This window comes from Mycobacterium sp. 1423905.2, assembly GCF_001673155.1.
Taxonomy (GTDB): Bacteria; Actinomycetota; Actinomycetes; order Mycobacteriales; family Mycobacteriaceae; genus Mycobacterium.
Map to the genome: position 1 here is coordinate 34,776 of NZ_LZLE01000005.1, position 21,150 is coordinate 55,925.

Genomic DNA, 21,150 nt, shown 5'->3' on the forward strand with positions numbered 1-21,150 from the left:
TTACCCCTATTCTGTGCACATGAGCGCGGACCCACAGGTGGTGACCGCCGCTCCGGTGGGTCATCCGCGCCGGGCGGTGATCGATCAGGCGTGGCGCGCGATCGGTCCCGGTGTCGAAGTGCTCAGCAGTGACGACGGTGGGCCACTGAGCCGAACCGTCAAACGCATCATCGACCCGCTGGTGTTGCGGTTGCGGGCCAATCCGCAGTACTCAGCCCCGGTCGTCACCGCCGACACCGCCGCGCAGATGCATGACCTCATCGTCGGCAATGGCACTCAATTATGTTCCGCTGCAGCATGGTTCGAGGTGCTCAAGCTGGAACGGCGCCGACAGCGGATTCGCAGCGGCAATGCACAGGAGCTGTACTTCCCGGTGTGCTTCGAGCTCGCGGTGACCAAGGGCAGGCCGGCGCCGGAGGACCGCGAGATGGCCGCCGCGGTGCTGGCGGACATACACAAAGGCCGGGACCGCACCGCCGTGGAGGTACTCCACGACTACGTCGCCGACCCGCAGGTCGTCGCGGACCTGGCCCGCCAGCTCGATCGGAGCTGGCGCGATGTTCGCCCCGACGACACCGCCATTGAACCGTTCCTGGCCGAGCTCGGCACCGTCTTGGGACCCGCCACCAGCCATAACGCCAAGACCGCGCGGCAGCGCGTGTGGTCAGCGGTGATCGCCGATGCCACCCCGTACCACCTGGGGGCGCTGGCGCGCATCGATCCGGTGCAGCTGCCCTGGTCGATCGTCACTTTGGGCCTGAGCTCGATTGAGCCGCAACGTCCGCCGTCCATCGTGGGCGGCTCCGACAGCGATCGGCCGCTGGATCGCAGCGTGGTCGACCGAGTACGGGCGACCTTGCGCCGGGCTTTGGATCGTGATGCGCTGCCCGATGTCCCGCTGTTGTGCGCCGAGGAAGTCGATCGGGCCTGCGCGCCGTGGGGGCTGCTGAGCGAAGACAAGCAGGCCGCGCTGGTGGCCGGTATCGAGGTCGCCGTCGAGCTCTCCCCGCTGGACCGATCGACCACCAGCCGCTACGCCCTGGCCGCGCAGATTCAAGCGCGGCTGCGTAAGGAGGCATACGTGCTGCATGCACGGCGCTATCTCGCCGAGGGCGGCCCAATGCATCCGCGGCAACGCCAGGTGGTCGACGATCTGGCCGCCTACTCCCAGCCCTATCTGAGCCGTTTGTGGGCGCGCTTACACGGACGCGACGTATGGCAGGAACCGTGCGACGACGTCGACGACGTGCGGTCGCTGCTCGAAGGTGTCGCCCGGTCGGTCAGCCTGGACCACCGGCAGCGCATCAAGGCGATGCTGGAATTGCAGGTGGCCGGATGAGGCTGGTCACCGAAGCCGGGCTGTGGAGCACCGGTCCCACCGAGCCCCTGCAGACACCGTCGCCGCTGCTCGCCGTGCTGGAGGTCAGTGGCGCGGTGTTGTCCTGGACGATCGACGAACCGGCCGAGGCGATCCGAATCACCTTCACCGACGTCACCCGCGCTGACTGGCTGTGGCGAGTGGTCGGCGAGTCGGGTCATGTCGCCGTGACCGCTGCGGTGACCTCCGTCGACGAGCAAGACTCGCCGAGCGTCGAACTCACCGATGTCGACGTCGCGGTCGGGCCGTTGGCCGCGCTGCGCCGGCTGGCGCTGGGGCACTGGCTGCGACGCTGGTGGCCGGCCAGTCAGCGCGACGATATCGCCGCGTTGGACCGCGCGTTGCTCGACGTCGAAGTGGCCTTGTTGACCAGCGGCGCGCAGGATTTCTTCACCGACGACACGCTGGACTCCGATGTCACTGGGCTGCTGGAGCCGCATGCCGCTGCCCTGATCGGGCACCTGTACACCGGTGATCCGCGCATCCGTGACCTCATCGCGGCCGCCGCCGAACTGGCCGACGAACTCGGTCTGGACTACGGCGGCTGGGCGGAACTTTCCGACGCGGTCCACGATTCGGCGGCGCCAAGTGCGCTGGCGACCGGCCACCGCGATGACTACGCGTTGGCCGCGGGAACCGACCCGCGGGCTCCTGGCGCGATCGCTCAGGGCGTCGCGTCGATCAACTGGGGTGCGGTACCGCCCGGCATCTTCGACGCCGCCGAGCAGACCGTGGACTGGCGAGTGGAGAGCGCCGGTCAAGACGTCGTCGCCATCGTGCGTGCCGCCGTGATCGGTCCCGACCCAGCGACCGGTGTCCCGGTCGCGGTGCGCTCCGGCGACGTCAGCGGTTCCGGCGCCTTGGCGGCCGACGGTCGCGCGACCGTGCCCATCCTCGACGCGCAGCGCCGGCCGATCACCGAGACCGCCGCCTGGGGCCATGACTGGCCCGCGACGTCAGTGGTGGTGGGCGCCGCCATCGAAGAGTCACCCCAGACCCGGGACCGGGTGCGCCGGTGGGCGGGGGCCCGGCTCGACCAGCCGCCGCAAGACGCTTTCCTGGCCGAGGCGCTGGCCAGCGAATCGGCCTACTGAGGTGCGCTTGCACCCCTGTCGCGGGCGCGCACGCTTCCCTATGCTGAGCGAGTGCCAAACACTTATCGGGTCGTGCAATGGACCACCGGGAACGTCGGCAAGAGCTCGCTGCAGTCCATCACCGACAATCCCCTGCTGGAACTCGTCGGCTGCTACGCCTGGTCGTCGGACAAGGCCGGGCGCGACGCCGGTGAACTGTGCGGACTGCCGCCGCTGGGAGTCACCGCCACCAACGACGCCGAGGAGTTGCTGGCGCTCAAACCGGATTGCGTGGTCTACAACCCGATGTGGATCGACGTCGATGAGCTGGTCCGCATCCTGTCCGCCGGGGTCAACGTCGTCACCACCGCGTCGTTCATCACCGGCCACAACCTGGGTGCCGGCCGGGACCGAATCCTGGAGGCTTGCCAGGCGGGTGGCTCGACGATTTTCGGATCCGGAGTCAGCCCCGGTTTCGCTGAGTTGCTGGCGATCGTGTCGGCAATGGTGTGTAACCGGGTGGACAAGGTGACCGTCAACGAGGCGGCGGACACCACGTTCTACGACTCGCCGGCCACCGAACAACCGGTGGGATTCGGCAAGCCGATCGACCATCCAGATCTGCAGGCCATGACGGAGCACGGCACAGCCATCTTCGGTGAAGCGGTCCGATTGGTCGCCGACGCCCTCGGGGTCGAACTCGACGACGTGCGGTGTGTCGCCGAGTACGCCCAGACCACAGCAGACCTCGATCTCGGGTCATGGACCATCCAGGCAGGCTGTGTCGCCGGCGTGTACGCCAGCTGGCAAGGTGTGGTGGGCGACAAGACCGTCGTCGAGCTCAACGTCCGGTGGCGCAAGGGTCAGACGCTGGAACCCGATTGGAAAATCGACCAGGACGGTTGGGTTATCCAGATCGACGGACAGCCAACCGTCACGACCAAGGTAGGTTTTCTGCCACCGCCGTACTTCCAGGCAACCACCATCGCGGAATTCATGACTCTCGGGCACATCATGACGGCGATGCCCACCATTCACGCCATCCCGGCCGTCGTCGCCGCCGCACCGGGAATCGTCACCTACGCCGACCTCCCGCTCACCCTGCCGCGCGGTGTGGTTCCGCTCGGGTGAGGTGATCGGCGGTTTCAAGATCGACCCCGCTCGGGTATCCCCCACCCATGAGCGCTGAAGACAAGATCAAGAACAAGATCGACGACGTGGGCGGCAAGGCCAAAGAGGGCCTCGGTCGCGCCACCGACGACGACAGCACCAAGAACGAAGGCAAGCTGGACCAGGCCAAATCAAACCTGAAAGACGCCGGCGAGAAGGTCAAGGACGCCTTCAAGCATTAACGCCGGCGTAGCGGGTACCTGGCCAGGATGCCCCTGCGCTACGTCGATCCCGAGCGCCGCACCACGCCGTTGTCCCGGGTGGCTGCCGGTTTCGCCCGTTCGCGGGTAGGCCAGTTGTTCGCCAAGCGCGTCGCGGCGCGGACCGATCCCTTGCTGAGCCGGATCTCCCACGGCAACTTGAGCTGGGGGGCGTTGGTGGCTCCGTCGGCGACGTTGCGGATGAGCGGCGCGAAAACTGGTGAACCGCGGGAGACTCAACTCGCGTACTTTCATCAGGGACGCGACGTGATTGTGGTTGCCTCCAATTTCGGCGAAGACCGCAATCCGCAGTGGTATCACAACCTGCTGACCCATCCGGACTGCGAGTTGGGCGGAGAACGGTTCCGCGCCACGGAGGTCCAGGATCCCGACGAGTACCGACGGCTTTACCAACTTGCCGAGCGTTCCTACGGTGGGTACCGCGATTACCGAGGCAAGACGGCCGCCGAAGGCCGCCACATCCCGATCCTGCGGCTCACTCCGGCGAGTTGACCCCAGAGACAACAAGGAATTTCGTGACACGACAGTTATTTTCGGCGGTGCGCCGCCTCGCGGTCGGCACCGGCATAGCAGCGAGCGTGACCACGTCGGCCATGGTGGCCGCCCCTACATCGGCGGCCGAACCATGCCCGGACGTCGAGGTGGTGTTCGCCCGCGGCACCAGTGAACCGCCCGGCGTCGGCGGCATCGGCAACTCTTTCGTCGACGCGGTGCGATCGCGAGTGGGCGGTCGCTCCTTCAACGTGTACGCGGTGAATTATCCGGCCAGCAATGACTTTGGTAGTCCGGACTTTCCGAGGACGGTCGTCGACGGGATACGCGACGCCAGTTCGCACATCCAGTCCATGGCCGGTAGCTGCCCGCAGACCAAGGAAGTGCTGGGCGGATTCTCCCAGGGCGCTGCGGTTGCCGGGTATGTGACGTCGGCCGCTGTGCCGCAGGGAGTCTCACCCGCCGACGTGCCGCAGCCGCTGTCACCGGAGGTGGCCAATCACGTCGCCGCGGTGGCGCTGTTCGGCACTCCGTCACCGCAATTCCTGACCAATCTCAAAGCGCCGCCGATCGCTATCGGTCCGCTCTACCAAGGCAAGACCATTCAGCTGTGCGCGCCCGGGGACGGAATTTGCGGGGCGGGCAATGACCCCGCCGCGCACGCGTCCTACGGCGTCAACGGGATGACCGCTCAGGCAGCGGACTTCGTCGTCGGCCGCCTCTGAGCAGTCACAGCCGGCCGCGGTTGAGGGTTTTGAGCAACGCGGCGCTAACCGTCAGCCGGTCGCCTCTTGGTTTGTGCGGAGCAGCGTCGAGGCATCCGACCAGAAGACGTAATCGGTGATCGCGGCCCAGGAGTCGGCCACGGCGCTGGCGCCGGCGGCCACCAGTTCTTCGCTGCGCGCGGCACGCTCGTCGGGGGCGACGAACATGAGGTTGCCGATGGTGGGGAATCCCGCCGCGACTGCAGACAGCACACCGGGCACCGAGTCTTCGATCGCCAACCCTTGCGCCGGGCCGATCCCCAAAACCTGACCGGCCAACAGGTACACCGCCGGATCGGGCTTGCTGGTCGGAACCGGTAGGGAATCTTCGGCGCTGAATCTCAGCGGCGCGGGTATCCAAACGTCCAGGCCGGTCGCAGTGAAGCACCCGTCGAGCCGAACGGCGGCGCTGGAGCTGACCGCCGCAAGACCATGGTGAGAACCTAGAGCCTGCAGAGCATCCTGGACGCGGGAGTCCGGACGCAGGGCGACCCGCAGGTGAGCGGTGACATGATCGCGTTCCCGCTCCACCCAATGCTCCAGCTCGGCGCTGCCCAGCGCGCGTCCCTGTGCGATGTCGTCGGGCGAGGCGATGCGCGCATCGGTGCGCCCCACTGCCAAGCACTCTTCGACCGGAACGCCCGCCTGCACCGCCAGGTCGACGGCCGTGGTGCGGAAGTTTTTGCCCGTGGTGCTTTTCCGGAGTTCTTCGGCGGTGTACCGCATCGTCACCCCGAAAGTGGCGAGGAAGTCGTTGGTCACCTCGATCGAGGCGTCGAATGCCGGTTCCTCCGAAGGGAATAGGTTCCCATCAGCGTCACAAAGCACCGTGGTGATACTGGCGAGGTCAATATGCCTGACGACTATCATTCGCTCCCGATTCATCATCGACGCAGCAGTTCTCGGTGCTCGCTCCACAGGTAACGACGTAAGGTGGGCACCACCCCGCGGGTGTCCAAGCTGTGCACCAGTTGGCCCAGGTCACCTACCAAGTCTGGCACCAGGTGCAGCTCGCCGAACAGTTCGTGCCGAAGCAGCGGGTCAGGGTTGTATCTGCCCATGGTGGCCAGCGTGGTCAGCAGATCGGCTTGCACGTCCTGGATTTCGATAGCGGTGCCGTCGAGGTCGTACCCCCACAGGTAGCGAATCCAGGCGGCAGCCGCCAACATCAACAATGTGCGGGGCCTGCCGGTAGCGGTCGCCTCGTGCAGTGACGGCAGCAGATACGACGGCATCTTCACCGAACCACGTCCCGCCAACCGCGAAAGTTGGTCACTGATGCGGGGATTGCACAACCGGTCCAACACGGTGGTGAAGTATTCCTGCACGTTCACCCCGGGCACGGCCGGCAACAGCGGCGCCACTTCTTCGCGCATCAATTGCTCGACATAGGAGTAGATCACCGGATCACTCATGGCCTCGTGCGTGCGCCGATAGCCGGCGAGAGTTCCCAAATATCCGATGGCGGAATGGATTCCATTCAACAGGCGGGTCTTGACCAGCTTGTGGCCGGACACGTCGACGACGAACTCGACGCCCACCTCGTCCAGCGGCGGGCGACCATTGCAGAAGTTGTCTTCGACGACCCACTGGCGGAACTCCTCGGCCACCACGGGCGCTCTGTCGGCAATGCCGAAGCTGCCTTCGACCAATTGCAGCTCGCTGTCACCGGTTTTGGGGGTTATGCGGTCCACCATGCTGGACGGGAAGGCGACGTTCCGGTCAATCCATCGGGCCAGCGACTCATCACGCAGGGCGGCAAAGGACACCAAGGCCGTGCGAGATGCCTTACCGCTGTCGGGCAGGTTGTCACAGGACAACACCGTGAAGGGGGCGATGCCGTTGCGCCGGCGCCGATCCAGGGCTTCGGCCAGGTAAGGCCACGCGGTGGTATACGTGCGCGCCGACTGCAGATCGGCGCGTACGTCGTCGTGGTCGCCATCGAATCGCCCGGTGGCGCCGTCGACGTAGTATCCGTTGCCGGTGATCGTGAGGCTGACGACCTTGGTCCGTCGATCCGCGAGGACGCCGAGCACCGCATCGCTTTCCTCACCGGCGTAGTGGCATTGGCCAATCGAGCCGATCACCCGTGCGGTGTCCCCACGGCTGCCGCGCTGCACCACCGTGTACAGGCCGTCCTGCTCAGCCAGGAGATCTCTGGACCGCCCATTGCGCAGGCTCACTCCGGTGAGGCCCCACTGCCTCGAAACGTTCAGCGCCGCAAGGTCATCGAAATAGACGGCTTGATGGGCCCGGTGGAAGTTGCCGATACCGATGTGAACGATCCCGGGCATCAACGCCGATCGGTCATAGGTCGGCACTTCGACTGCGCGGCAATGCAACTGCAATGTGGCGCTGTTGAGTGGAACAGCGACACTGCGCCGCAGACGGATAACACTGGACACACGCTTCTCCCTCTAGGGGCAACTGATCAGCAGAAGCGCAAGTGCTAGACGCTCGGTGCCGACATACCCGGGGAAAACCTCGTCAAACAATTCCGTGGTAAATCGGCGCAAGCAGCGACTGTAACGATGCCCACAGCGCCGGGCGCGATGCCAGCACGTCGCCACTGGCCGGCCAGCACGGCGGCGTCCGCCCGGACAGATCCCCCACCGCACCGCCGGCCTCGGCGACCAGCAGCACACCCGCGGCCCCGTCCCAGGGCTGCAGCCCCGGAACCCACGCCGCGTCCGCACGACCGGTCGCCACCTGAGCCAACGCGCTGGCAGCGCTACCCCCGCGGCGGACGTCCCGGGTGTGCGGTGCCAGGGCATCGATCATCGCGCCCGCTGCGTCCCGCTGGTCGTCACGACCGAAGTTGACCTCGATCAACGCACGGGCCAGCGAATCGAGATCCGACATGTGGATTCGACGTCCTTGGGCCCACGTGCCGCCCCCGTGGTGCGCAGTGGTCATCAAACCCAGTGTCGGCTCGGCGACGGCCGCGGCCAGCACGCAGTTGTCGTCTCGGCGCATGGCAGCGACGCTGACCGCCCAGTCGGCCCGGCCGTAGAGATAGTTGGTGGTGCCGTCGATCGGGTCGACCGCCCATATCACGTCGCTGCTGCCCTCGACGGCGCCGCGTTCTTCACCCAGGATGCCGTCGTCGGGTCGCATTTCGCGGAGCACCGAAACGATGGCGTCTTCGCTTTCCCGGTCGGCTCGACTGACCAGGTCACGTGGGCCGGTCTTCTGCTCAATCGGGAGGTGCTCGGCGTTTTCACGCCAATACAGGGCGACGCGAGCGCCGGCTTCGGCGGCTCGCTGCGCAACCTCCATCAGCTCGAGCGCTGTGCGGTCGCCCACGCCTGGCTTTCATCGCTAGGGTGCCGCTGCACTGCCTGCCAGGTGGTGGGGCCGAGCACGACCCGTCCTGCTACCGCACCGACTCGACCGGCGAGGTAGCGAACGACGTTGGGCCGCTCCAACTTTCGTAGGCTGCGGGTGCTGAAGAACAGGTACGCGCCCATCAGCAGCAGCCAGGGTAACGCGGTCAGCATCGGACGTGGCACCTGCAGCACCGTCACGATCCCCAGGAACAGCAGCGCGGTCAGCACCACCGCCAGGCGCCGGCGGCCCGGCGCGCCCACGGCCAGTGCGGCGGCCACTCCACCGGCAGCGGCGACCAGCAGGCCCTCGGCGACGGGGCACGGGCCGGACAGCAGTCGGCCCGTCAACGCACCCGCCGCGCCGGCAGCTATGGTCGCCCCGTTCCACGGTGCGGTGACCGCGGTGTATTGCTGCAGCGGAGCCCAGTCTCGGATGCCCTTGTCTGGCTGGGTGATTGCACTGGGAAGCCATCGCACCAGCGCCAACAAGTGCTCTCGCGCTTGGTCTGCCCGCGCGGTCCAGATGAGTCGCCGGTTGCGAACCGAGGCGAAACTCGTGGCCTCGACCGCCCAGCGCGACGTCACGAATGCGGTCCCGTAGCACCACAGTGTGACGACCGCGGCCGCCGCCAGTGTGGGTCGTCGAGTCGGGTCGACCGCCAGGGCCAACCCGACCATGCCGCGCACCACGTAACCGGCACCCACGAGCACCCACAGCGAGACGACACCGGGCCGAACCGGAGGCGGTATCACTCCGCTTTTCCCGGTGCTAGCCGAGCGAACCACCTCGTAGAGGATGGCCACACCGAACACGCCGAGGACGGCGAAGGTCAGGACGCCGGCCAGGTGCAGCCCCGGAAGCGACACGATGACCAGCGCGGTACACCCCAGTTTCGCCAAGGCGACGAGACCGCTGGCGGTGATGCGAGCGCGGGCCTTGCTCAATGGCCCGGGTAACCGACCACGTCGGCTCGCCGCCGGATGGTTCTGATCGGCGACGAACCCGCGAATGTCGTTCCACTGATACCGCGCCGGGTAGATCAGGAGTTCGACCACGGCCAACACCACCAGCGCGCGAATGATCGACTGGGCACTGACGGCACCGGTGCTGAGCAGCCCGATCACATACGTGACGACCAGCAGCCATCCCTTGACCAGATCTTTCGGTCGTGGCATGAGCAGGTAGCTGACCATCGTTCGCTGGCCGGCACGGGCGGGTTGCAATACCCGCCGGGTCTGCATGCCGATGACGGTCATGGGCTGCATGTTCCCCGAAATCGTTCCGACAAACTTTGCTGGCTCGCGCAAGACAGTGGGGCGTGTACCGGTCAGGCGTCGTCGCCGCTGCGGCGTCTGGCCCGGGCGGCCCACACCGCCACGACGCCGGGAACGATCCATGGCGCACCGATGAGAATCGGATCGATCCAGGTGTGCGCCAGGTCGACGCGCTTGGTGCCCACCCGGGACCGGTAGCCGTGGTGGGTCAGTTCGCTTCTGATCCCGGTCTCCGTCAGCGGATTGTCCGGATGCCCAGTCACGAGCGAAGTCAGGTGACTCTCGATCGCGTCGACGCGGTCCGCCGCAATCAGCAGGAGCCAGTGCGCTGCCCGTCCCTCACTGTATTTGCGGTATGCGTACTTGCGGATGACGCCGGAGAGGCCCTTGGGCGGGGACGAAGTGCCGAACACCGGCGTGAGGAACTTGTGCTCGATCGACCGTTCCCGGGGCCACTTCTCGGGTTGGCGTTCCGGGAATTGCCAATGCGCCCCGGTGGCCGGTGGGGCGTTCTCCTGGAGTTTCGGGAAGGACGGACGGTCCCTGGGGTCAAGGTCGGCTCCCCAACCGGGAATCCTGGCTCGCAACGCGTCGGAGTTGTGGGTAAGTGGCAGATTCGGTGTGTAGGCCATCGGCTTTCCTGACGTCAGCTTGCGGTGGGCAGGATCACTGGCTTGATGCAGTTGTCCAGCTTGGCTGAGAAGATGTGGTAGCCCTCGGCAATGTGCTCCAGCGGAACACGATGCGTGACAATGTCATTGGGCTTGAAATAGCCATTCTGGGTGTGCTCGAACAGTCTTGGCCACTGCCGTTTGACTGGGCACTGGTTCATGCGCAGCGTGAGCCCTTTGTTCAGCGCGTCGCCCAACTTGACGGCGCTGAACATCGGCCCGTAGGCGCCCATGATGGACACCGTGCCACCCTTGCGCACCGAGTCGATGGCCCAGTTGACCGCTATGGGTGAGCCGCCTTGCAGTTTGAACTTGGCGGCGGTGACATGTTGCAGGAAATTGCCGTCGGCCTCGGCACCGACGGCGTCGATGGCAACATCCGCCCCCAGGTAGTCGGTTTCCTGCTTCATCTTGACGATGATGTCGTCGCAGTCGGCGAAGTTGATGGTTTCGGCGAAGGCGAAACTGCGGGCCTTTTCCAGGCGGTACTCCAAGTGATCAATGACGATCACCCGGCCGGCGCCCATCAGCCAGGCCGATCGTGCGGCATACAGTCCGACCGGGCCGGCACCGAAGACCACCACGGTGTCGCCCTCGGCGATGTCACCCAACTGCGCGCCGAAGTAACCGGTGGCCAACGCGTCGGTGCACAGCAGCGCGTCCTCTTCGTCCATCCAGTCCGGGATTTTCGCGGGTCCGACATCGGCGAATGGGACGCGGACGAACTCCGCCTGACCGCCGTCGTAGCCTCCGCAGGTGTGCGAGTACCCGTAGATGCCGCCGACCGCCGTGGCGTTCGGGTTGACGTTGTGACAGTTGGAGTACAGACCTCGAGAGCAGAAGTAGCAAGATCCGCAATAAACGTTGAACGGCACCATGACTCGGTCGCCGGGACTCAGATTCTGCACAGAGGGCCCGACTTGCTCGACGACCCCGATGAACTCGTGACCGAACGTCATGCCCACTCGGGTGTCCGGCATCATGCCGTGGTACAGGTGCAGGTCGGACCCGCAGATCGCCGCCATCGTCACCCGCACGATGGCGTCGTTGGGGTGCTCGATCGGAGGCATGTCCTTTTCTTCGACCCGCACCTTGTACGGACCGCGATACACCATCGCTCGCATGTTGCTCCCTGAATTCGCTCGGGGAGCTTCTACCCCTAATTCGGGGGGTCAAACGAGGGGGGCTCCGGCGGCATCTGAGGTTTTGGCGGCAGGGGCGAGTTGTTCAGATACCTACGCAGCCGAAGCAGTCCGTTGATCACGATGCCGAGCCCCAGAAGCACCAACACCGTCACCACAATCACCGTGGTCACGTCTCCATGGTGACAGGCCCGCGGCGACAATGCCTCGGCCCGGCTCAGGCGGCGGGCTTCACCTCGAGTCCGATGTGCACCTTGTCGATGCCGCCGCGCACGATCGAGTGTGCGTAAAACCACCAGGCGTGGTACCAGTACCGCTTGAGCACCGCGTTGTAGACCCGCCGGGTTTCGGACTTGGGCAGGACGCGGGCGACGGCCTCCACCTCCTCGCTTTTGGGCTTTCCCAATACCGCGCTCTTGGCGATGGTCACCCGTGGCGTGTTGTTGATTCGCTTGACTTTCCACGACCCGTCGTCGGTGATCACCAGCAGCCGGTCACCGTCTGGCACACCCCAGATCGGCGTGGGTTTGGGGCGACCGTCTTTGGTGAACGTCGTCAAGAGCAGGTACTTGGACTTGATGACGTCGTTGAAACTCAGAGCCACGCCTGGCATTCCCTCCCCGAGAAGGTGCGAACTGGTAACGGGTGTTACCCGATCGGAAGGTGCAGCAAACCCGTCATGCACAATGCGTCCATGCGTGTTCTGGTAACCGGGGGTACAGGGTTCGTCGGCGGATGGACCGCCAAAGCCATCGCTGACGCGGGCCACTCGGTCCGCTTCCTGGTACGAAAACCCGAGCGCCTGCAGACGTCGGTTGCCGCGCTCGGGGTGGACATTTCCGACTACGCGGTGGGCGACATCAAGGACCGCGAATCGGTCGGCAAGGCGTTGCAGGGTTGTGACGCCGTCGTCCACGCGGCCGCCCTGGTGGCGACCGACCCGCGGCAGCGAGCGCAGATGCTGTCCACCAACATGGAAGGCGCGCGCAACGTGCTCGGCCAGGCGGTGCAACGGGGGCTCGATCCGGTGGTGCACGTCTCGAGTTTCTCGGCGCTGTTCCATCCCGACTTGGAGACGCTATCCGCGGATCTGCCGGTGGTGGGCGGAACCGACGGGTACGGCACGTCCAAGGCTCAGGTCGAAATCTATGCTCGCGGTTTGCAAGACGCCGGCGCGCCAGTCAACATCACCTATCCGGGTATGGTGCTGGGCCCGCCGTGTGGCAACCAATACGGTGAGGCCGGCGAGGGTGTCAAAGCCGCGCTGCAGATGCACGCCATCCCCGGCCGCGCCGGGGCATGGTTGGTGATCGACGTCCGCGATCTGGCCGCGGTGCACGCCGCGTTGCTGGAGCCGGGTCGAGGACCGCGTCGCTATATGGTTGGCGGGCACCGAGTTTCGGTCACCGAGCTGGCGGATCTGCTCGGCGAGGTCGCCGACACCCGGATGATTCCCCTCCCGGTTCCCGACGGCGCGCTGCGCGCGGTGGGCGCAGTGATGGATCTGGTGAATCCCTATCTACCGTTCGACAATCCGCTCACCGCGGCGGGGATGCAGTATTACACCCAGATGCCGGCGTCGGATGATTCGCCCAGCGAGAAGGAGCTTGGCATCACCTACCGGGATGCGCGCACCACGCTCGCCGACACGGTCGCCGCGTTGCGCGAATCAGCCGGGCCATGAACATGATTCACGGCATCGCCTGAGCCCACACAATGTGTCCTTCGAAACCGAGCGCGGTGGCCATCTCTCGGTAACGGCGCGCCAGCTGCGCATAGTCATCGGCTCGGCCCTGCGCCCGGGCCAGCAGCGCCCGCATCCGCAACAGCCAGACGTCGCGCACTGGCAGATCCCCGTCGTGGGGTTCGGTCGCCACCCGGTCGATCGCCGCCGCGGCTTCGGCCACGTCAGTTTCGGCGCTGCGGTCGAGCAGGGTCTCCACCAGCATCGCCGTCGCGGGAATGCCCCACGTCAGTAGCTGACCTTCGGTGGCCAATTGCTCGACGGTGGCGCGCAGCAGGGGTATCGCCTCCTCGGGTTGTCCGCGCCGGGCCATGTCGCGCGCGGAGTACACGTTGACGATTGGTAACTCCGACAAGTTGTGGCCGTGCCGGCGAAACAGTTCGCTCACCTCGACCAGCAGCCGCTCTCCGCGGTCATGGTCGTCCGATGTCTCGTTGTGCACCAGCGCGACCCCGAGGGTGAGCCGGGCAAACGCCAAAGCGAAGTCGTCACTGGACCGTTCGGCGATGCGCAGCGCATCCTCGATCTCCCCCACCACGCGAGCGTCCGGCCGCAACACACCGGCCGGGATAGCCGGGAAGTAGACGTATGCGACTGACCTGCCGTAGGTCAGCGGGTCGGCGTGACGGGCCATGTCCAGTCCCTGCCGCACGTCTTCACGCCATCCGGGCCGGCCCAGGCAGTAGCACGCGATGGCCCGCGTGGTGTGAGCGATGGCCAACGGCGATCCAATGATGAAGTTGCCCTTCGCCGGATCACCGTCGGCCAGGTCGATGACCCGCTGTGACCACTGCAGCACATGCAACCATTCGGCGCTCTCCCCTTTGACATAGATGAGCGCGAACGACAATGCCACGGTCAGCGTCGGGTCGTTCACCGATTCGATCAGCGCCATCGCCTCGGAGGCCAACTGCGACGCCTCGCGGATGCGCGCTTGATACGCCAGGTCGATCACCAACCCGGCCATCGCGATGGCCAATGACGCCTTATCCCCGGCCTCGCTGCACAATTGGCGCAACTCTTCGAAGGTGGCGGTGGGATCGGTGTGGGCGCGCCAGGCGCTGCCGCACAGCATGGTGCGGGGCGCGATACGGAACGGCTTGCGCAGCGGGTCGTCGGCGGGCAGTGCATCGGCGATCTTCTGCGCGCGTTCCCAGCTCAACCGTGCCGCGGCGATGTCCCGGTTGGTGGCCCAGGTGGCCGCGCGCATGTGCCAGCCGTACGCGTCGGCACCGTCACCGGCAGCTTCGAGGTGCTCGGCGATGAGGGCCGCGTTCTGGTCCGGTGAGTCCGGGTCACGCGCTTGGATCGCCGCGGCCAATCGCCGATGCCATTGCGCGCGATCGGATTTCAGTTGTGACTCGTATGCCACGGTCCGGATCAGCGGATGGCGGAACGCGTACTCCGGGCGGGCGTTGAATTGCACCTGGTGAATCAGTTCGGCATCGATGAGCTCGCCGATGCAGGGGTCGATGCCCAGTGTCATCAACAGATCCGATCTGAATCGCGAACCGATGACCGCGGCGGCGCTGAGCGTGTGTTTGGCGGGCGGGCTGAGCCGGTCGATGCGCGCGGCGATGGCGGACTGCAGCGTGGCCGGCACCCGGACCTCGTGGGCGTCGGCGTGGCATGCGTAACGCCCGCGCTGGCCGCCGAGCACGCCTCGTTCGGCGAGCTCGCGGGTGATCTCCTCGGCGAACAACGGATTGCCGGCCGCGCGCGCGGCGATGACCTCACCGATCTCGCCGACGGAAGGATCGTCGCCCAACAACTCGGCCACCAGGGTCGAAGCTTCGCTGTCGGTCAACGGTGCCAACGCGAACGTTTGCGCGCCGGCCACGAGCTGCAGGGCGCCTCGGTAGTCGGGGCGGTAGGTGATCAGCACGACCGACTGTGTCTGCGGGATCACCGGTAACAGGTCGACGATCATCGATTCGCTGGCTTCATCGATCCAGTGGGCGTCCTCGATGACGAAGATCGCCGGCTCCGTGCGGGCCAACAGCGTCGTGTTCATCAGCGCGGTGAGCCGTCGCCGACGCGCGTCCGGGTCGACCTTGCCCAACTGGGCCTGGGGATCGAGCACTCCCAGCAGATCGTCGAACAGCAGCAGGTCGTGCGGGTCGCCGTCCGGAAATCGCTCCCGAACGGCGGCGCGTGCGGCGTCGTCGTCGAGTCCGTCGGTGCGCACCACCGCACCCAGCAACCGCTTCATCACGTGGTAGGGAACGTCCGTGGCGTGCGATTCGCCAAACGTGGAAAACACGTGGAAGCCAAGAGCTTCCGCACGTTGTACGGCCTCGCGCACCAGCCGGGTCTTTCCGATGCCGGCCGGTCCGCTGATGGATACGACCGACCCGCGCCCACCGATCGCCCGGTCCAGCAGCGCAGCCAGCGCGCTCAGCTCCCATTCCCGGCCCACCAGGGTCGACTCCGACACCTTGAGGCGTTCGGGCTGGGTGGCGACACTGATCAACTGCGAGGCCGCCATCGGTTCTCGGGCACCCTTGACCCGCACCCGCTGCGGCTCGCCCAGCACCGCCACCCCCTCGATAAGCCGGGCAGTGGATTCGCTGACCATGACGCCACCACCCGGCGCCACCGACTCCATCCGCTGGGCCATGCCGACCTGTTCCCCGATCGCGGTGTACCCGAAAGCGCCGGAACCGATTTCGCCGGCGATCACCTCCCCGGAGTTGAGTCCGACCCGCAGCACCAACGGCACGCCGTCGGCCAGGTCGGCTGCCAGCCGCTTGGCCTCGTCTTGGATGCCCAGGGCCGCCAGGCTGGCGCGCAACGCGTGATCCTCCAAGGCGGCCGGTGCGCCGAACAGCGCCATGATGCCGTCGCCGGTGAATTTGTCCACGGTGCCGCCGTAGCGCTGCACCACTGCCGACGCGCGGGTGACCAGTTCGGTCATGATCTCGCGCAGTCGTTCGGCGCCGACGGCCGCGGCGATGTCCATCGAATGAACCACGTCGGCGAATAGGACCGTCACCTGCTTGTACTCGGCGAGGGCGCCGGCACGGGCTACCGGCGCGCCGCAGCCGTGACAGAAACGAGCATTCTCCAGGGGTTGGACTCCACATGCGGGGCACGCCGTTACGGCCGTCATCCGACCCTCCGCAGTCCTGGAGCCCGAAATACGTGGTCCGAACAGAATAAGACGCTGCTCACCACAGGCCGCACCGACCCGCGCCGTCAACCGTCCTTGCGCTTCAGGTCCGTATCGCGGCTCGGCTGCACCCGCTTGGGTTCGCCGGGCATCTTCGGGTAGTTGGGCGGATACGGCATGTCGCCGAGCCCCCGCTCTTCGTCGGCATCGACCATCTCCAACAGTGGGGCGATCGATTGGGCATTGGCGTCCATCCCTGCCCACGGGTCCTCGCGGCATCGCACCAACTCCGCCACGGTGGCCATGGTGTAGTCGTCCGGATCGGCGTCGGCCAGTTCGGCCCAGCTCAGCGGCGTCGAGACGGTGGCGATCGGGGTCCGGCGCACCGAGTACGGCGAGGCCATGGTGCGGTCGCGGGCGTTCTGGTTGAAGTCGATGAAGATGCGCTCACCTCGCTCTTCCTTCCACCACGACGTGGTGACCGCATCCGGGGCGCGACGCTCCACTTCCCGGGCCAGCGCGATGCCGGCCCGACGCACCTGGATGAAGTCCCAGTCGGGGGCGATGCGCAGGAACACGTGCACGCCCCGGCCGCCTGAGGTCTTGGCGTAACCGACCAGCCCGAGTTCGTCCAGCAGCGGGCGCAGCACGTCGACGGCGACGGCGCGGGCTTGCGGGAAACCGGTGCCGGGTTGCGGGTCGAGATCGATGCGCAGTTCGTCGGGGTGCTCGGTGTCCGGACAGCGCACCTGCCATGGATGCAGGGTGACGGTCCCCATCTGGGCGGCCCACACCACCGCTGCCGGATGGGTCACTTTGAGCGCATCGGCCGTGCGCCCCGACGGGAACGTGATCCGGCAGGTTTCGAGGTAGTCGGGGTGATGCTGCGGCACGCGCTTCTGGTAGATCTCCTCGCCGTCGATGCCGTCGGGAAACCGTTGTAAGTGGGTGGGTCGGTCGCGCAGCGCGTCCAGCATCGGGCCACTCGCCACCGCGCGGTAGTACTCGACCAGCCGCCCCTTGGTGCCGTTGGAGCCGAGTTGCGGGAAATACACCTTGTCCGGATTGGTCAACCGCACCGCGATGCCGTCGACGTCGACCTCTTGCGCTGTTGCAGCCATATCTTCGATTCCAACATGGCGCAGGCCAGAATGAAGCAATGGACTTACCCGTCATGCCGCCGGTGTCGCCGATGCTGGCGAAGTCGGTGAAAACGATTCCCGCCGACGCGTCGTACGAGCCGAAGTGGGATGGCTTCCGCTCCATCTGTTTTCGAGATGATGACGAGGTCGAACTGGGCAGCCGTAACGAACGGCCGCTGACCCGCTACTTCCCCGAACTCGTCGCCGCGGTCAGAGAAGAGCTGCCGCCGCGCTGTGTCGTCGACGGCGAGATCGTCATCGCCGCCGATCACGGTCTGGATTTCGAGGCATTGCAACAGCGCATTCACCCGGCGGATTCGCGAGTCCGAATGCTGGCTCAGCAGACGCCGGCGTCCTTCATCGCCTTCGACCTGCTCGCCCTGGGCGACGACGACTACACCAAGCGTCCGTTCAGCGAGCGCCGCGCCGCATTGGTCGATGCGTTAGCCGACTCCGGTCCCTGGATCCATGTGACACCGGCGACCACCGACCAAACGCTGGCGCAGCGGTGGTTCGACGAATTCGAGGGCGCCGGGCTCGACGGTGTCGTCGCCAAGCCACTGACCGTGACCTATCAGCCGGACAAGCGCGTCATGTTCAAGATCAAGCACGAACGGACCGCGGATTGCGTGGTGGCCGGTTACCGCGTGCACAAGTCCGGCGGCGATGCGATCGGCTCATTGCTGCTGGGGCTGTATCAAGACGATGGCCAACTGGCCTCGGTGGGTGTGATCGGTGCCTTGCCGATGGCCGAACGGCGTCGCCTGTTCACCGAACTGCAGCCCCTGGTCACCACGTTTGACGGCCATCCGTGGGATTGGGCCGCGCACGAAGCCGGTGAGCGCACGCCGCGGAAGAACGAATTCTCCCGCTGGAATGCGGGCAAGGACCTCTCGTTTGTGCCCTTGCGCCCAGAACGGGTGGTCGAGGTTCGTTACGACCACATGGAGGGCGCGCGGTTTCGCCATACCGCCCAGTTCAACCGGTGGCGGCCCGATCGTGATCCGCGGACCTGCACATATGACCAACTCGAGCAGCCGGTGACCTTTAGTCTTGGCGACATAGTGCCGGGCCTAGGCACGAGGTAGGGGTGGACGTATGCGGCCGTATCAACAACCCGACATGTCTCGCAGAGCCATTCCCGCGGACATCAAGGCGCGGGTGATGCCGGCCGTGCTCGACGAGTTGGCGCGTTGGGGCGTCGAGCGATTCAGCATCGAAGCACTTGCCGAACGCCACCGCCTCGATGCGGCGCTGATCTACCGCTACTGGGGTGACCGACAGCGATTGATCATGGACGCCGCCCTCGACGATGGCGATGCGATACGGGAAGCGTTGGACACCGGCTCGCTGCGGGGAGATCTGCTGGCGTTGGCCCGGCACATCACCGCCCAGATCAACACCAAACACGGTCGCATCTATCTGCGCGCGATGGTGATGGACGGGCGAGGACACCACGACACCGACACTCGATTGAACTACTGGCAGGAGCGCTTCGCCGCGGTGCGCACCGTGATCGATCGGGCCCGAGAGCGCGGCGAGCTACGCGACGGGGTCAACACACTGGCGGCGGTGCAGATCGTGTCGTCGCCGCTTTACATTCGCGGCCTCTACGGTGACGGACCGATCGACGACGCCTATTGCGCGATGATCGCCGACCTGGCCTGGCATGCGCTCGTCCGCAGATAGGTCATCCCGGCTGTAAGCCGTTGTGGCGCTGCACGTCTCGTCCTTATTCACCGCGGGTGCCGCCTCGCTGGACGAACGCGGCGCAATCAACGCCCACCTGCCTGCCCATGACGTGGTTTGAAGGCACGGGGCCGACGAACAGAACCGGCCGTCGAAATACCGATGCTTTACCCAAGACCTTTCGATCCCGGTGGAGGTGCTCGGCGAGTACACCATCGGTGCTTACTACGATCCCGACGGTATGTTCGAGTTATGCACGCCCATACCGATTTCCATCGTGCTTGCCGGGAACTCCGGAAACGAAACCGTTGGCGTTGATCGGACTTGGCTCGGGGACCGATAGTCTGTCGGGATGCACGTAGCCGCACTGCTGGTAGCTGGAACCGCGACCATTGACGACTCCGCCATCGACGCGACTCGCATACCGACGACGAGTTATTGGGTTACCCATGTGCCGGTTTGGCTGACCGTTCCGCTGGTGCTCGTAGTGCATGCGCCCGCCGGTGACGACTACAACGCCGAGATTTTCGTGGTGTGCAAAGATCCCGACGGCACGGTGCGCGGCGCACTTCGTTCGGCGTGGCAATGGCCCGATGAAGACGGCAGACCGTCGAAATACCGATGCTTCAACCCGCAGCTTTCCTTCGCTGTGGAGACCGTTGGTGAGTACACCATCGGCGTCTACCTCGACGCGGAAGGAACCTTGCCCGTCGCGACGCCGATCCCGTTGCTGATCTCGTTCGGCGGTGACCGTTTCCAGACGCGCTGAGCGTCCGATCGTTTCTTGCGCGCAGGTGAGACCTTCAGACGGTGACCGTCAGCGCCGACAGTCCACGCAAGGTGACATTCGCCTTGTAGTGCGGTGCGCTGTCCAGTCGCGCCGCCGGGAATCGGGCGGTGACCGCCGACAACGCCACACTGGCTTCCAGCCGCGCCAGCGGCGCACCCAGACAATAGTGCGCGCCACGGCCGAAACCCAAGTGCCGCACCGTGCCTCGGTCGGGATCGAAGACGTCGGGCCGGGTGAACTCGGTCGGATCGCGATGCGCGGCCGCCAACAGCAGCATCATCACGTCACCCTTGGCCACCTGGGTATCACCGATCGCGAGGTCCGCGTCGGCGATGCGGCCGAGCAACTGCACCGGCGGGTCGTAGCGCAGTGTCTCCTCGACGACAGCCGCCGCGCGGGTGGGGTCGGCGCCCAGCGCCGCCCACTGTGGACGGTCGCGCAACATCGCCAGAACGGCGTTGCCGATCAGGTTCACCGTCGTCTCGTGTCCGGCAACCAGCAGCAGCACGCAGGTGGAGACGATCTCTTCCTCGGTCAGCTGATCGCCCGATTCCTCGACCGCGATCAGGCCGGACATCAGGTCCTCACCAGGCCGCGAACGACGCCGCGCGATCAGCCCGTGCAGATATTCGCGTAGCCACGCGCCGGCATCCAGCGCCTCGTTCAGGTCGTCGGCTTCTTCTCCGGAGAACGAGAAGAACGGATCCAATGACTGTGCCAGCAGCGCCGAGGCCCAACTGAACTGCGGTTCGTCTTCGAGTGGCACTCCCAGCAAGCGACAGATAACCGCGACGGGCAACGGGTAGGCGAAGTCGTCGATGACGTCGAAGTGGCCCGCGGCGGCGATGCGGTCCAGCAGCCCGTTCACCAGCGCCCGGATCTCGGGTTCCAAGGCGCTTACCACCTTGGGCGCGAACGCCTTACTGACCAATTTGCGCAGCCGGGTGTGATCGGGCGGGTCGAGGAACAAGAACCCGGGCGGGGTTTCCCGGCGCGCCGCCGGGTCGATCTCCATCTGCTGGGCGGCGGTGGATTTGAGCTGGTCACTACTCGACGCCGGATGCCGCAACACCTCGTCGCAGTCGCGGTAATTGGAGAACAACACAAAATTGCCGCCCGGCAATTGCAACGGCCCGCGCTCGCGCAGTTGGGTGCACA

The 21,150-nt window shown here is 66.0% G+C and carries 21 protein-coding genes; 10 read left to right on the forward strand and 11 right to left on the reverse strand.

Features of this window, described 5'->3' with window-relative positions:
• Positions 1-19 precede the first annotated feature (19 nt).
• The 6 genes from A9W95_RS00360 (at position 20) to A9W95_RS00385 (ending at position 5,059) form a co-directional block, all read left to right on the forward strand.
• Positions 20-1,339: a hypothetical protein gene (locus tag A9W95_RS00360; RefSeq protein WP_067408594.1), complete on the forward strand. Its 1,320-nt coding sequence runs from the start codon at positions 20-22 to the stop codon at positions 1,337-1,339.
• A complete protein-coding gene (locus A9W95_RS00365) occupies positions 1,336-2,472 on the forward strand; it encodes a hypothetical protein (protein WP_067408596.1) in 1,137 nt (378 codons plus the stop codon). The genes A9W95_RS00360 and A9W95_RS00365 overlap by 4 nt, the downstream gene beginning before the upstream one ends.
• 51 nt (positions 2,473-2,523) lie before the next feature.
• On the forward strand, positions 2,524-3,582 hold the full coding sequence (locus A9W95_RS00370; protein ID WP_067408597.1) for a dihydrodipicolinate reductase: 1,059 nt from the start codon (positions 2,524-2,526) through the stop codon (positions 3,580-3,582).
• A gap of 47 nt (positions 3,583-3,629) precedes the next feature.
• The gene (locus A9W95_RS00375) at positions 3,630-3,803 is read left to right on the forward strand and encodes a CsbD family protein (protein WP_067408599.1); all 174 of its coding nucleotides are present in this window, start codon (positions 3,630-3,632) and stop codon (positions 3,801-3,803) included.
• 27 nt (positions 3,804-3,830) lie between these two features.
• Entirely contained in the window at positions 3,831-4,334 is a 504-nt protein-coding gene (locus A9W95_RS00380) for a nitroreductase/quinone reductase family protein (protein ID WP_067408601.1), read from the forward strand.
• A 101-nt stretch (positions 4,335-4,435) separates the two neighbouring features.
• Positions 4,436-5,059, forward strand: a complete 624-nt coding sequence (locus A9W95_RS00385; RefSeq protein ID WP_082982823.1) for a cutinase family protein — start codon at positions 4,436-4,438, stop codon at positions 5,057-5,059.
• Between the two features lie 51 nt (positions 5,060-5,110).
• Here A9W95_RS00385 and A9W95_RS00390 read toward each other — a convergent pair whose 3' ends face one another.
• The 8 genes from A9W95_RS00390 to A9W95_RS00420 all read right to left on the reverse strand — a co-directional run bounded on the left by A9W95_RS00390 (position 5,111) and on the right by A9W95_RS00420 (position 12,119).
• The gene (locus A9W95_RS00390) at positions 5,111-5,926 is read right to left on the reverse strand and encodes an HAD family phosphatase (RefSeq protein ID WP_253851509.1); all 816 of its coding nucleotides are present in this window, start codon (positions 5,924-5,926) and stop codon (positions 5,111-5,113) included.
• 56 nt (positions 5,927-5,982) lie between these two features.
• Positions 5,983-7,392, reverse strand: coding sequence for a mannitol dehydrogenase family protein (locus A9W95_RS00395; protein ID WP_082982824.1), 1,410 nt, complete (start codon positions 7,390-7,392; stop codon positions 5,983-5,985).
• Positions 7,393-7,585: 193 nt separating this feature from the next.
• The gene (locus tag A9W95_RS00400; protein ID WP_082982822.1) at positions 7,586-8,404 is read right to left on the reverse strand and encodes an inositol monophosphatase family protein; all 819 of its coding nucleotides are present in this window, start codon (positions 8,402-8,404) and stop codon (positions 7,586-7,588) included.
• Positions 8,377-9,684 carry a hypothetical protein gene (locus A9W95_RS00405; protein ID WP_156745920.1) on the reverse strand — a complete coding sequence of 436 codons (1,308 nt, stop codon included), beginning with the start codon at positions 9,682-9,684 and terminating at the stop codon, positions 8,377-8,379. Before A9W95_RS00405 ends, A9W95_RS00400 begins: the two co-directional genes overlap by 28 nt.
• A gap of 71 nt (positions 9,685-9,755) precedes the next feature.
• Positions 9,756-10,334 (reverse strand): hypothetical protein, encoded by a 579-nt coding sequence (locus A9W95_RS00410; RefSeq protein ID WP_067408610.1) that lies wholly within the window; start codon positions 10,332-10,334, stop codon positions 9,756-9,758.
• Between the two features lie 14 nt (positions 10,335-10,348).
• Positions 10,349-11,497, reverse strand: a complete 1,149-nt coding sequence (locus A9W95_RS00415; protein ID WP_067408612.1) for a zinc-dependent alcohol dehydrogenase — start codon at positions 11,495-11,497, stop codon at positions 10,349-10,351.
• A gap of 35 nt (positions 11,498-11,532) precedes the next feature.
• Positions 11,533-11,688 (reverse strand): hypothetical protein, encoded by a 156-nt coding sequence (locus tag A9W95_RS27080; RefSeq protein WP_172826515.1) that lies wholly within the window; start codon positions 11,686-11,688, stop codon positions 11,533-11,535.
• A 44-nt stretch (positions 11,689-11,732) separates the two neighbouring features.
• The gene (locus A9W95_RS00420) at positions 11,733-12,119 is read right to left on the reverse strand and encodes a PPOX class F420-dependent oxidoreductase (RefSeq protein WP_067408638.1); all 387 of its coding nucleotides are present in this window, start codon (positions 12,117-12,119) and stop codon (positions 11,733-11,735) included.
• Positions 12,120-12,209: 90 nt separating this feature from the next.
• On the opposite strand from A9W95_RS00420, the gene A9W95_RS00425 reads away from it, so the two are divergent.
• Entirely contained in the window at positions 12,210-13,199 is a 990-nt protein-coding gene (locus A9W95_RS00425; RefSeq protein WP_067408640.1) for an NAD-dependent epimerase/dehydratase family protein, read from the forward strand.
• A 7-nt stretch (positions 13,200-13,206) separates the two neighbouring features.
• Here A9W95_RS00425 and A9W95_RS00430 read toward each other — a convergent pair whose 3' ends face one another.
• Both A9W95_RS00430 and ligD read right to left on the reverse strand, forming a co-directional pair.
• A complete protein-coding gene (locus A9W95_RS00430; protein WP_067408613.1) occupies positions 13,207-16,371 on the reverse strand; it encodes an AAA family ATPase in 3,165 nt (1,054 codons plus the stop codon).
• Between the two features lie 86 nt (positions 16,372-16,457).
• Positions 16,458-17,492 (reverse strand): non-homologous end-joining DNA ligase, encoded by a 1,035-nt coding sequence (ligD, locus tag A9W95_RS00435; protein WP_067408615.1) that lies wholly within the window; start codon positions 17,490-17,492, stop codon positions 16,458-16,460.
• A gap of 38 nt (positions 17,493-17,530) precedes the next feature.
• On the opposite strand from ligD, the gene A9W95_RS00440 reads away from it, so the two are divergent.
• The 3 genes from A9W95_RS00440 (at position 17,531) to A9W95_RS00450 (ending at position 19,971) form a co-directional block, all read left to right on the forward strand.
• Positions 17,531-18,601 (forward strand): ATP-dependent DNA ligase, encoded by a 1,071-nt coding sequence (locus A9W95_RS00440; RefSeq protein WP_067408617.1) that lies wholly within the window; start codon positions 17,531-17,533, stop codon positions 18,599-18,601.
• A 34-nt stretch (positions 18,602-18,635) separates the two neighbouring features.
• Entirely contained in the window at positions 18,636-19,202 is a 567-nt protein-coding gene (locus A9W95_RS00445) for a TetR-like C-terminal domain-containing protein (protein WP_082982825.1), read from the forward strand.
• A gap of 352 nt (positions 19,203-19,554) precedes the next feature.
• Positions 19,555-19,971: a hypothetical protein gene (locus tag A9W95_RS00450; RefSeq protein WP_067408620.1), complete on the forward strand. Its 417-nt coding sequence runs from the start codon at positions 19,555-19,557 to the stop codon at positions 19,969-19,971.
• Positions 19,972-20,005: 34 nt separating this feature from the next.
• Here A9W95_RS00450 and A9W95_RS00455 read toward each other — a convergent pair.
• On the reverse strand, positions 20,006-21,150 hold a 1,145-nt coding region (locus A9W95_RS00455), incomplete at its 5' end, for a cytochrome P450 (RefSeq protein WP_067408622.1).